A 10382-nucleotide genomic window follows, 5' to 3' on the forward strand; every position below is an offset into this window, starting at 1 on the left:
GCGCGACGCCTGGAGGTCCGATGTCCGACTGGTCCCTCTCCCGCGCGAAGGCGCGGCTCGATCACCGCGAGCGGCTCGACGAACTGACCGCGCGCACCCGGTTCGAGGTGCGCCTGCACCTGAACGAGCCCGCGACGAACGGCGCCTACGACGAGCTGACGAGCATCTTCGCGATCGGGCACGGCGAGTGCGCCGCCCTCCTCCGGCACCACCGGCTGCTGCCGTGGTGGGAACGCGCGCTGCTGTTCCGCTACGCGCGGCGGATGCACGGCAAGGCGATCACCCGCAGTGTCGGCGTGGTCCCCGCCGAAGTGGCGCCGCAGGCGGCCCGCGCGTTCGGCGCCGAGATCGCCGAACTGGCCCCCGGCTCCGGGGACACCGGCGCGAAGTACGACCTGCAGGGCCGCGGCCTGCTCACCGTGTTCCGGATCGCCGTCGGCGCCAAGGGCGCCACCTGGGCCGACCGCCACGAAGTCGCGACGACGTCCGCCCGCAACATCCTGATCTGCGCCGCGACCTTCGCCCGCCGGAAGCCGTGGCACGTCGTGTGGCCGGTCTACCGCGTGCGCGGCCTGCGGCTCTGGAAGCTTTGACGCCCACCGCGCGTTCCACCGGTATGACCCCAGAGGAGATCCTCGCCGGCGCGAACACGATCGCCGTCGTCGGCCTGAGCCGCGACCCGGCGAAGGCCGCGCACGGCGTCCCGGCCGTCCTGCAGGCCCACGGCTTCCGGATCATCCCGGTGCACCCGACCGCGACCGAGCTGCTCGGCGAAAAGGTGTACCGGTCGCTGAAGGACATCCCGGAACCGGTGGACCTCGTCGACGTCTTCCGGCCGTCCCCCGAAGCGCCGGGCATCGCCCGTGAGGCCGTCGAGATCGGCGCCAAAGCGCTGTGGCTGCAGCAAGGCATCGTCTCCGCGGAAGCGCGTCGCATCGCCGAAGAGGGCGGGCTCGCCTACGTCGAGAACCGCTGCACCGCCGTCGTCCGCGCGACCGCCTCGATCTCGAAGAGCTAGCCGGACGCTCCGAAGTGGACGATCCGGTGGTTGCCCGGCTCGGCGACCCAGACACCGCCGGCGCCGTCGTCGGCCATGTCCCTCGGTGAGCTGATCGGCTCGGCCGTGCCGGGCAGCGCGACGCCGGTGCGGGTGTCGAACCGGGCTACGCGCCCGGTGTCGTCGACCAGCAGCCGCCCCGCGCGATCGAGCGCGACTCCGCGGGGCCGGGTCAGGCCGCCGAACTCGCGCACGAACCCGCCCTGCCACGAAAACTGCACCACGCGGCGGTTGCCGGTGTCGGCGACGTAGACGTTGCCGGCCGCGTCGACCGCCACCCCTTCCGGCGCCTTGAGCCGCCCGGCCAGGACGCGCACGAGCGCGCCGTCGCGGGTGAACGCCTGGACCCGGTCGTTGCCGGTGTCGGCCACCCACACCCGGCCGCGAGCGTCGACGGCGAGCCCGGACGGCGCGCGGAACTGCCCCGGCCCGGCGCCGGGTCCGCCGAACGCCCGCGGGAGCGCGGCGACTTCACTGCTGGTCACAGCACCAGGATCACCGGCGGCGAGCCACCGCGGCCAGGGCCGGGACGAGTGTTCAGCGACTGTTCCGCCCCCGCTCACCAGCTCCAGCGGGAGCACGTCCGCCGGTCGAGGAAGCTGTACGCGGGCAACGGTCCCAGCCAGTCGGCCTGGACGCCGTCGCCGCGCGCGAGCCCGGCGACGGTGTCCCGGACGACGAGCAGGTCGCCCAGCCCGACCAGGAACGCCCACCGCTCGTCGGCGCTCTCGCCCGCCGGCAGCGCCACGGAGTCGCGGGCCCGTTCGGCGACCCGGGAAAGCAGGACGTCCGAGCGGGCCGCCCGCCACGCCGACCCGGGCTCGGTGAACCGGAGGCAGACGTGCACCTCGGCCAGGCCGTCGAGCCGGTCCAGGTCGGCGCGGTAGGTGTCCGCGGCCGGGGCGAGCACCTCGGTGCGGACGGCGTCCTCGTCCTCGGCCACGGTGCCGAACCGGACCGGCAGCACCGGGCCGCCCTCGACGAGCGCGGACACCACCGCCAGGTGCGCCGCCGGGTCGGGCTCGGGGTCGCCGACGACCATGGCGAGGTCCTCCCAGCAGACCGTGCACGACGCCCGCGGGTGCCCGGCCCGCACGACGCCGTACAGCTGGAGCGTCACGGCTGTTCGACGGGGATGACCGGTTCCACCGGCACCGCGACGGCCGGTGTCGGCGGCGGGGGCGGGATGAGCCCCGTCGTCTGGCCGAGGCCCTGCGAAATCTGCCCGGGCGCGGTGGCGTTCTGCAGCCGCTGCATCGCTTCGAGGTACCGGATGTACGTGTCGACGCTGGCGATGACGATCCGCGCTTCGATCGCCAGCAGCTCGATCCCGATCACCGACACCCGCACCGAGGCGTCGATCACGAGTCCCTTGTCGAGCAGGATGTCGAGCGTGTCGGCGAGGCCGCCGCCGGCCTGTCCCGGTCTGGTCACTTCACTCCTTCGGTAGTGGGGATGTCGTCGAGGGCGGCGCGGATCTCGGCGAACCGGAGTTCCAGCGCGATGAGGGCCTGGCCGAGCGCTTCGACCTGGGCCGGGGTGAGGGTGCCGGCGTCGAGCCGCCGCAGTGCCTGCCGCTCCAGCACTTCCTTGAGGACGTCGAGCACCGTGACGACGAGGTGCCCGAGCCCGCGCCCGGCATCGGCGGCGATCCGCTGGGTCATCCCGGTGTCCCCTCGATCCCGAGCAGCAGCAGCCGCAGATCGAGCCGCACGAGATCGATGCCGGCGAGGGAGATGATGACGTCACCGGTGATGACGGCCCCGCGGTGCACGACCCGGTCGAGCAGATCGACGATGGCTTCGGCGGTGTTGGTGCCGGTGGGGGTGAAGACCTCGGCGAGCAGGTCGCCACGGCTCGGCGCGCCGGCGCCGGTGAGCAGGTCGCCGATCGCCGTCGTGGGCCTGGCCGCGCCGGCACTCGCGGGCAGGGGGGACGTGTCAGCCATGCGCCGTCGCTCCGAGCTCGACGTCGGTGAACGAGTACGGCGGCCACGGCCCGGAGGTCTCCACCGTCGCCCCCGCCGCGCTCAGCTCGCGGGCGAACCACTCGACCTCCGCGTGGAACGCCGCTTCCCGGCCGGTCTCCACGAGGTACGCCGTGTTCGCCAGCACTCCGTGCGACCGGGTCCGTTCCAGGCTGTCGGCCGCGTGGCGGCGCAACGCCTCGTCGAGCCGGCGCGCCGCACTGGCCACGTCCTCGCGAGCCCGCTGGATCGCCTTCAGCCGTTCACGCCGGCGCACGAGGTACTGCGTTCCCGTCAGGCCCGTCGCATCGGGCCGGGTGGTCGCCGCCGGCTCGGTGTGGCGGATCCGCACCCCCCACTCGCGGTGGCCGGCCACCTCTTCGAGGCAGTCACGCGCCTGGTCGTAGCCCGCCTCCAGGAGCCGGCGGGCGGCGTCCTCGCCGTCGAGGACCGTGCCGAACCTCAGCGGCAGCACCGGCTCGCTGCGGAACACCGCGCGCACCACGGCGTCGTGCTCGCGGGCCAGCTCGGCGAGGGTGCCGTCGACCGGGTCGAGCGTGTCGATGCGGTCGAAGCGCGCCGGCGCCACTTCGGACACGACCACGCCGAGGTCGCGGTAGCCGATCAGCCGCGGCACCGGGCCGATGTCCAAGGTGGACGGGCGGTTGCGGGTGATCGCGTACGCGCACAGCCAGTTTCCGGTGCTCACCGGGGTTCTTCCCTCCCGCCCGGCGCGGGCAGCCGGGCCTCCAGTTCGGCGACGCGCGCCGCCAGATCGGTCGTCCCCAGTTCCGCGCGTGCGGCATTCGGGGCAAAGAACGGATCGTTCGTCCACCAGTCCATGCCCATTTCCCGGGCGGTCTGCGCGGACGCGATGAACAGCCGGATCCGCAGGGTCAGCAATTCGACGTCGACGACACTGACACCGATGTCACCGGCGATGACGACGCCCTTGTCGAGCACGCGTTCCAGAATGTCCGCCAACGAATCGGACGAAGCGGCCAATCGTGTCGACCTTCCTTTCAGGAATCGGTGGCACCTCGGGTGAACCGGCGTAGCCGCTCACAGGCGGCGAGCTCGCCGTCGGCGTCGACGTCGACCCGGTAGGTGGCCATCACGCTGGTGGAGTCCGGGATCCGGGCCAACTCGACGACGTCGACGAGCACGGACCAGCCCCCGTCACCCCGGCTGCGGATCCCGGTCACGGCATGCGGAGTGAGCCCCGTCACCATGGCGAACCGATCCTTGGCAGTCCGAATGGCGTCGGCGGCACGCAGCCGGGAAACGGATTTCCCGGCTACTTCGGGGGAATTCTTGTTTTGGGCAGGGAGCGGCAGTGGCGATTCCGGCATCGCTTTCCTCGTCGCAGGTAGGGTGCCCACCGTAGCAACACGGAGGATCATGTGCAGCGCCGTCAAGGGACGGCATTTTTCACCGGTTCGCGCGCACTATTGGGCGATCCGCGGCAACCGGCGGAGACGAACGGCGCAACGCGCGGACACCCAGGGGAACCAATTTCCCGAAAACAGCCGATTGATTACGATCGAGTAACGTCCACGAGGCGGTAGCCCACGCCCCGGACCGTCTCGATGGTGTGGGTGCCGAACGGCGCGTCGATCTTGCGCCGCAGATAGCCGATGTAGACCTCGACGACGTTCTCGTCGCCGTCGTAGTGCGCGTCCCAGACGTGGCTGAGGATCTCGTTCTTCGACAGCGCCGCACCGGCCCGCCGCAGCAGGAACTCCAGCAACCCGAACTCCCGCGCGGTGAGCTCGATCCGCTTCTGTCCCCTGTGGACGGTACGGGCGGAGGGGTCGAGCCGCAGGTCGCCCGCCTCCAGCACGGCCGGGCGGGCCGGGGCGCCACGCCGCAGCAACGCGCGCAGCCGGGCGATGAGCACGACGAAGGAGAACGGCTTCGACAGGTAGTCGTCGGCGCCGAGGTCGAACGCGTCGGCTTCGTCGTACTCGCCGTCCTTGGCCGTCAGCATCAGCACCGGCGTCCAGTTCTCGGCCGCCCGCAGGCGTTTGAGCACCTCGTAGCCGGACAGCTCGGGCAGCATGATGTCGAGCACCACGACGTCGTACTCGTGCTCGGTCGCCCGCCAGAGGCCTTCCCGGCCGGTGTGCGCGACATCGGCGGTGAAGCCCTCGGCGACCAGCCCCCGCCGCAGCGTCTCCGCGAACTCGCGCTCGTCCTCCACGATCAGCAGGCGCACTACTCCTCCTTGGGCAGTTCGATCACCGGCAGTTCGATCACGAACCGCGCGCCCGGCCCGTCCGGTTCGGCGTACCGCGCCCGGCCGCCGTGGCGCGCCGCGATGCCGGCCACGATCGGCAGGCCCAGCCCGGTGCCGCCGTGCCCGCGCTGCCGCGACGCGTCGAGCCGGACGAACCGCTCGAAGATCCGCTCCCGGTCGGCCGGCCCGACGCCGGGGCCGTCGTCGCTCACCTCGACGACGGCGAAGTCGCCCCGCACCGCGCTGCTGACGCGGATGCGCGAGCGCGCGTGCCCGCGCGCGTTGTCGACCAGGTTGCGCACCGCCCGCCGCAGCTGGGCCTCACTGCCGTACACCTTCGCCGGCCCGGCGCGGACCTCGACGTCCACCGTGGTTTCGCCGCGGACGCGCTCGGCCTCCGCGCGGACGATGTCGTCGAGGTCGACCTCGGTGCGCTGCGGCCGGTCGGTCGCGTCGTCGGTGCGGGCCAGCATGAGCAGGTCGTCGACGAGTTCGCGCAGCCGCGCGGTTTCCCGGCCGATCACCGGCACCAGGTCCCCCGTGCTCTCCGGGTGCCGCCCGGAGACGTCGAGCGCGGTGCTGATCGTCGACAGCGGCGAGCGCAGTTCGTGGCTGGCGTCCGCGACGAACCGGCGTTGCGCGGCCTGGGCCGACGCGAGCCGGGCCAGCATTTCGTTGAGCGTCACGGCCAGGCGGTGCACCTCGTCGCCGCCCGGCGGCAGCGGCACGCGCGCGGCGAGGTCGCGCGTCGAGATCTCCGCGACGGTCCGGCGCATCCGCTCGACCGGCCGCAGCGCCGAGCCGACCGCGCGGTACACCGCGAGCCCGGCGATCGCCAGCAGCGGCACGGCGATCAGGCCGAGCAGCAGCGTCAGCCGCGTCGACGCCTCCGTGACCGGTTCCAGCGAGCGCGCGGAAATCACGGTGTACGGGCCGCCCGGCCCGATCACCTCCTGCGACACGACGCGGTAGTCGTCGTTGTCCCCGTTCAGCCCGAGCGGCAGCGTTTCGACGATTTCGTGCCCGGCGACCGGGCGGGCCGCGGTCAGCGGCGGGTGCCCGACGATCGCCGGGTCGCTCGCGATCGGCGTCCGCCGCGCGTCCAGCACCTGCGTGACGGCCTCGGTGTCGCCGGTGCTGGCGACGTCGCTCGCGCTCAGGTCGCGCGCGCCCTCACGGATGAGCTGGATGGCGACCTGCCGCCCGGTGCTGCGGGCACTCTCGGTGACGCTGCGGTCGAGCGACTCCTCGAGCAGCAGCACCACGGCCACGCCACCGACGGCAATGGCCAGCGCGAGCGCGAACACCGCCACCGCGGTGGCGCGCATCCGGACGCCGGTCGCGGCGATCACCATGCCCAGTCTCACCAACGCAGCGTAACGACCGCCGCCGACCGCCGGCCGGTGGTCGGCAGCGGCGGCCGGCGGGACCACCCGCTCACCGGCGCCGGCGCGGGACGGCGAGCCGCTCCTCGCGCAGCCGCTCGACCTCGGCCAGGCTCAGCGGGCCGAGCGGGTGCCCGATCGTCCAGGCCAGCAGCAGGTCGGCCAGCGCGGGGTTGCGGGCGAGCGCCGGGCCGTGCAGGTAGGTGCCGACGACCCGGTCGGTCACCGCGCCTTCGGTGCCGTCGCCGTTGCCGGTGCCGCGCACGACCCGCCCGAGCGGCTCGCTGCCGGCGCCGAGCTTGCTGACGCCCAGGTGGTTTTCGAACCCGGTCAGGGCATCCCCGTCCAGGAGCCGGGACGGCGTCGCGACCAGTTCGGCGACCGCGCGCTGCGGGCCCGGTTCGGTGGTGACGTCGAGCAGGCCGAGCCCGTCGTGGTCGACGCCGTCCAGGCCCCGGAAGCGGGTGCCGAGCACCTGCAGGCCGGCGCACACGCCGAACACGACCGCGCCGGCCGCGACCGCCCGCCGCAGGCCCGGGTACTTGCGCAGGTGCGCCGCCGCGAGCACCTGGGCGCCGTCCTCGCCGCCGCCGAGCAGATACAGGTCCAAGGTGGACGGCACCGGCTCGCCGAGCCCGACGGGCACCACCTCGGCGTCGAGCCCGCGCCACTGCAACCGCTTCCCGAGCACCTGGGCGTTGCCGGTGTCGCCGTAGGTACCGAGCACTTCCGGCAGCAAAAGTCCGATGTGGACGATCGAATCAGCCACCGGGCAGCCTGCCCACCAGGTCGCGGAACGCGGTGTAGTTGGCGACCAGTTCGACGGCGCCGGGCGGCAGCGCGTCGATCGCGGCGACCGGGTCCGGCTCGGCCCAGTGCGCGACTTCGGCGTAGCAGAGCCGGACCGAGAGGTCGGCGCCGCGCTCGCCGGTGACGACCACCTGGCGCCCGCGGAGCCGTTCGAAGTGGACGTCCCACAGCCAGGACAGGTCCCGGCCGTCGGCTTCCTGGGCGTTGACCGCGACGACGACCGGGGTGTCCTCGTCCAGCACCCGCAGCGTTTCCACCCAGCCGGCCGGGTTCTTCGCCAGCATCACCCGCACGGAGTGCCGCGACCGCCGGATCGTGCGGTAGCGGCCGCCGATGTCGGTGATGGTCCGCAGCCGCGCCGCGGCGGTGTGCGGCGGCACGCCGAGCCGGTGTGCCGCGGCGAGCGCGAGCGCGGCGTTGGCGCGGTTGGCCTCGCCGGGCAGCCGCAGGTCGAGGTCGACCTGGCGGCCGCCCGGGGTGAGGACGAGTTCGCCGTCGAGCGTCCAGCCGGGTTCCGGCCGGGCGAGCCCGCACTCGCAGCTCCAGTGCCGCTCGTGGGTCTCGACGCGGCCTTCGCAGCGCGGGCACGCCGTCGAATCGCCGGTCCAGCGGCGGCCCGTGCTGACCCACACGAGCTTCGCGGCCACGCTCGCCGCGGACGTCACCAGCACGTCGTCGCAGTTCGCGACGACCACCGTGCCGGGCAACCCGGCGATGGCGGCCCGCAGGTCGCGTTCGGTGGCGCGGACCTCGCCGACCCGGTCCAGCTGGTCGCGGCTCAGGTTGAGCAGCACCAGGACGGCGGGCCGGACCTGGTCGGCCACCCACGGCACGTAGGTCTCGTCGACCTCGAGGACCGCGTAGGGCGCGTCGGGGCGGGCGGTCAGCGCGGCGAGGACGCCGTCGGGCATGTTCGAGCCGTCGCTGTTCGCGGCGACCTCGGCCAGCGTTTCCAGCGCGCGGGTGAGCATCAGCGACGTCGTGGTCTTGCCGTTGGTGCCGGTGACGAGCACGACGGTGCGTTCGCGGCCGAGGCGGCGCAGGGCGGCCGGATCGAGCGCCAGCGTGACGCGGCCGCCGATCATGCCGCCGCGGCCGAGCCCCGAGCTGCGCGACAGCCAGGCGGTCAGCCGCCCGGCGGCCACGGAAGCGCGGGTGCGGAGAGGACTTCGGACGGACATCGGCTGGATGGTGCCCGCCGGGCGCTGTGATTTTCCTGAGTCAGTGGCGCCGGTCTCTAGAGCGTGACGACGACCTTGCCGTGGACGTGCCGCGCGGCCTGCAACGCGACGGCGTCCCGGATCCGCTCGACCGGGAAGACCGCGGCGACGGGCACGGTGAGCCGGCCGGCGACGATGGCGTCGGCGATCTGCTTCAGCGCGCCCGGGTCGGCGTCGGCGCCCCCGGTGGCGCGCACGCCGCCCGGCGGGTTGGGGCCGGCGGCGATCGTGGCGATCCGCTCGGGCGGGACGCCGAGGGCCAGCGCGGCATCGGAGGTCTCGGTGCCGAAGAGGTCCACCGCCGCGGTGATGCTGCCCAGTTCGCGGACCCGGTCGGCCAGGCCCGGTCCGTAGGTGACGGGTTCGGCGCCGAGTTTGCGCAAGAAGGGGAAGGTGCCTTCGGCGGCGGTGCCGAGCACGGTGGCGCCGGCGAGCTTCGCGAGCTGGACGGCGAAGATGCCGACCCCGCCGGCGGCCCCGCCGACGAGCAGGGTGTCCCCGTCCCGCAGGCCGACGGCGGCCAACGCGGCCAGGGCGGAAGAACCGGCCACCGGCAGCGTGCTCGCCACCTCGTCGCTGAGGCCGTCCGGGGTGGGGAAGAGCGCGTCGGACTCCTTGACGACCACGAAGTCGGCGACGGCCCGGCCGAGCGCGCCACCGTGGACACGGTCGCCGACGGCGGTGTTTTCGACCCCGGGCCCCACTTCGTCGACAACGCCGGCGAAGTCGTACCCGAAGCCGGACGGCAGGGTGATCCCGAACCGCGCGGCGACTTCGGGCCGGGCGGCGAGGCCCCAGTCCATCGGGTTCAGCCCGGCGGCCGTGACGCGCACGCGCACCTCACCCGGGCCGGCGTGCGGTTCCGGCACTTCCCGCAGTTCGAGCACCTCGGGGCCACCGAACTTCTCGTAGACGACGGCTCGGCTCATGGGGAACCTCCTGTTATGGGACTTGGTCCCGTCACCGTACACCTTCCCACGGGACCAAGTGCCGTAAGCTGGGCCGCATGGCCCGCTGGGAACCGAACGCGCCGGAGAGGCTGAGCAAGGCCGCCCTCGAACTGTTCGCGGAGCGCGGGTACGAGAACACGACGGTGATCGACATCGCGGCGCGGGCGGGGCTGACGAAGAGCACGTTCTTCCGGCACTTCCAGGACAAGCGCGAGGTGCTGTTCGGGGGGAGCACGATGGCGGGCCTGCTCGCCGAGGCGGTGGCCGGCGCGCCCGGGACTTTCGCACCGCTCGAGGCGGTGGCGTGCGCCATGGATGCGGTCGGCGAGAAGGTGTTCACCGCCGAGCGCCGGGAGTTCAGCGCCCTGCGGCGGTCGGTGATCTCGGCGCATCCGGAGTTGCGGGAGCGGGAGGCGCTGAAGGGGCTGGCCCTGACGGCGGCGATGGCCGATGCGCTCCGGCAGCGCGGGGTGCCTGAGCTGGCGGCGCGGGTCGCGGCCGAGCTGGGGGCGCTGGCGATGAAGATCGCTTACGAGCGGTGGAGCCGTTCGGAGGCCGGGGACTTCGGAGAGGCCGCGCGGCGGGCTCTTGATGAGGTGCGAGCCGCGGTCACTGCCTGAGCTCCCGCGGGGGCACTCTGGCCGAAGGCTGCACCGCACGCACCGCACGCACCGCACGCACCGCACGCACCGCACGCACCGCACGCACCGCACGCACCGCACGCACCGCACGCACCGCACGCACCGCACGCACCG

General features: G+C 73.5%; 16 protein-coding genes. 3 read left to right on the plus strand and 13 right to left on the minus strand.

Features of this window, described 5'->3' with window-relative positions; genetic code table 11:
* Positions 1 to 20 precede the first annotated feature (20 nt).
* Positions 21 to 593 carry a hypothetical protein gene (locus AB0F52_RS03495; protein WP_103335663.1) on the plus strand — a complete coding sequence of 191 codons (573 nt, stop codon included), beginning with the start codon at positions 21 to 23 and terminating at the stop codon, positions 591 to 593.
* Between the two features lie 23 nt (positions 594 to 616).
* The gene (locus AB0F52_RS03500; RefSeq protein ID WP_360164099.1) at positions 617 to 1018 is read left to right on the plus strand and encodes a CoA-binding protein; all 402 of its coding nucleotides are present in this window, start codon (positions 617 to 619) and stop codon (positions 1016 to 1018) included.
* On the opposite strand, the gene AB0F52_RS03505 is transcribed toward AB0F52_RS03500, so the two are convergent.
* The 13 genes from AB0F52_RS03505 to AB0F52_RS03565 all read right to left on the minus strand — a co-directional run bounded on the left by AB0F52_RS03505 (position 1015) and on the right by AB0F52_RS03565 (position 9606).
* On the minus strand, positions 1015 to 1542 hold the full coding sequence (locus AB0F52_RS03505) for an NHL repeat-containing protein (protein ID WP_360164101.1): 528 nt from the start codon (positions 1540 to 1542) through the stop codon (positions 1015 to 1017). The two genes, AB0F52_RS03500 and AB0F52_RS03505, sit on opposite strands and share 4 nt — an antisense overlap.
* A gap of 74 nt (positions 1543 to 1616) precedes the next feature.
* Positions 1617 to 2177: a GvpL/GvpF family gas vesicle protein gene (locus AB0F52_RS03510; protein ID WP_360164103.1), complete on the minus strand. Its 561-nt coding sequence runs from the start codon at positions 2175 to 2177 to the stop codon at positions 1617 to 1619.
* Positions 2174 to 2491, minus strand: coding sequence for a gas vesicle protein GvpJ (gvpJ, locus tag AB0F52_RS03515; protein WP_013230352.1), 318 nt, complete (start codon positions 2489 to 2491; stop codon positions 2174 to 2176). The genes AB0F52_RS03510 and gvpJ overlap by 4 nt, the downstream gene beginning before the upstream one ends.
* On the minus strand, positions 2488 to 2721 hold the full coding sequence (locus AB0F52_RS03520; protein ID WP_360164106.1) for a gas vesicle protein K: 234 nt from the start codon (positions 2719 to 2721) through the stop codon (positions 2488 to 2490). Before AB0F52_RS03520 ends, gvpJ begins: the two co-directional genes overlap by 4 nt.
* Entirely contained in the window at positions 2718 to 3005 is a 288-nt protein-coding gene (locus tag AB0F52_RS03525) for a gas vesicle protein (protein WP_360164108.1), read from the minus strand. Before AB0F52_RS03525 ends, AB0F52_RS03520 begins: the two co-directional genes overlap by 4 nt.
* The gene (locus tag AB0F52_RS03530; protein ID WP_360164110.1) at positions 2998 to 3732 is read right to left on the minus strand and encodes a GvpL/GvpF family gas vesicle protein; all 735 of its coding nucleotides are present in this window, start codon (positions 3730 to 3732) and stop codon (positions 2998 to 3000) included. The genes AB0F52_RS03525 and AB0F52_RS03530 overlap by 8 nt, the downstream gene beginning before the upstream one ends.
* Positions 3729 to 4028, minus strand: coding sequence for a gas vesicle protein (locus AB0F52_RS03535; protein WP_013230356.1), 300 nt, complete (start codon positions 4026 to 4028; stop codon positions 3729 to 3731). The genes AB0F52_RS03530 and AB0F52_RS03535 overlap by 4 nt, the downstream gene beginning before the upstream one ends.
* Positions 4029 to 4045: 17 nt before the next feature.
* Positions 4046 to 4426, minus strand: coding sequence for a gas vesicle protein (locus tag AB0F52_RS03540; protein ID WP_360164599.1), 381 nt, complete (start codon positions 4424 to 4426; stop codon positions 4046 to 4048).
* 134 nt (positions 4427 to 4560) lie between these two features.
* On the minus strand, positions 4561 to 5241 hold the full coding sequence (locus tag AB0F52_RS03545; protein ID WP_103335647.1) for a response regulator transcription factor: 681 nt from the start codon (positions 5239 to 5241) through the stop codon (positions 4561 to 4563).
* Complete coding sequence (locus AB0F52_RS03550; protein ID WP_360164113.1) at positions 5241 to 6629, minus strand: ATP-binding protein; 1389 nt, start codon at positions 6627 to 6629, stop codon at positions 5241 to 5243. The genes AB0F52_RS03545 and AB0F52_RS03550 overlap by 1 nt, the downstream gene beginning before the upstream one ends.
* A gap of 70 nt (positions 6630 to 6699) precedes the next feature.
* Complete coding sequence (locus AB0F52_RS03555) at positions 6700 to 7416, minus strand: glutamine amidotransferase (RefSeq protein WP_360164115.1); 717 nt, start codon at positions 7414 to 7416, stop codon at positions 6700 to 6702.
* Positions 7409 to 8638: a MurT ligase domain-containing protein gene (locus AB0F52_RS03560; RefSeq protein WP_360164117.1), complete on the minus strand. Its 1230-nt coding sequence runs from the start codon at positions 8636 to 8638 to the stop codon at positions 7409 to 7411. Before AB0F52_RS03560 ends, AB0F52_RS03555 begins: the two co-directional genes overlap by 8 nt.
* A gap of 56 nt (positions 8639 to 8694) precedes the next feature.
* A complete protein-coding gene (locus AB0F52_RS03565) occupies positions 8695 to 9606 on the minus strand; it encodes an NADP-dependent oxidoreductase (RefSeq protein WP_360164119.1) in 912 nt (303 codons plus the stop codon).
* A 77-nt stretch (positions 9607 to 9683) separates the two neighbouring features.
* Between AB0F52_RS03565 and AB0F52_RS03570 the strand changes: the two genes are divergently transcribed.
* Positions 9684 to 10247 (plus strand): helix-turn-helix domain-containing protein, encoded by a 564-nt coding sequence (locus AB0F52_RS03570; protein WP_360164121.1) that lies wholly within the window; start codon positions 9684 to 9686, stop codon positions 10245 to 10247.
* The last annotated feature ends 135 nt before the right edge of the window (positions 10248 to 10382 follow it).

The organism is Amycolatopsis sp. NPDC024027 (assembly GCF_040638975.1).
Taxonomy (GTDB): Bacteria; Actinomycetota; Actinomycetes; order Mycobacteriales; family Pseudonocardiaceae; genus Amycolatopsis.

What these genes read in the sequence shown, in the direction of transcription:
- AB0F52_RS03500 (WP_360164099.1), top strand. Translation starts at nt 617, where the DNA reads ATGACCCCAGAGGAGATCCTCGCCGGCGCGAACACGATCGCCGTCGTC.
- AB0F52_RS03560 (WP_360164117.1), bottom strand. Translation starts at nt 8,638, where the DNA reads ATGTCCGTCCGAAGTCCTCTCCGCACCCGCGCTTCCGTGGCCGCCGGG.
- AB0F52_RS03525 (WP_360164108.1), bottom strand. Translation starts at nt 3,005, where the DNA reads ATGGCTGACACGTCCCCCCTGCCCGCGAGTGCCGGCGCGGCCAGGCCC.
- AB0F52_RS03520 (WP_360164106.1), bottom strand. Translation starts at nt 2,721, where the DNA reads ATGACCCAGCGGATCGCCGCCGATGCCGGGCGCGGGCTCGGGCACCTC.
- AB0F52_RS03495 (WP_103335663.1), top strand. Translation starts at nt 21, where the DNA reads ATGTCCGACTGGTCCCTCTCCCGCGCGAAGGCGCGGCTCGATCACCGC.
- AB0F52_RS03540 (WP_360164599.1), bottom strand. Translation starts at nt 4,426, where the DNA reads ATGATCCTCCGTGTTGCTACGGTGGGCACCCTACCTGCGACGAGGAAA.
- AB0F52_RS03565 (WP_360164119.1), bottom strand. Translation starts at nt 9,606, where the DNA reads ATGAGCCGAGCCGTCGTCTACGAGAAGTTCGGTGGCCCCGAGGTGCTC.
- AB0F52_RS03570 (WP_360164121.1), top strand. Translation starts at nt 9,684, where the DNA reads ATGGCCCGCTGGGAACCGAACGCGCCGGAGAGGCTGAGCAAGGCCGCC.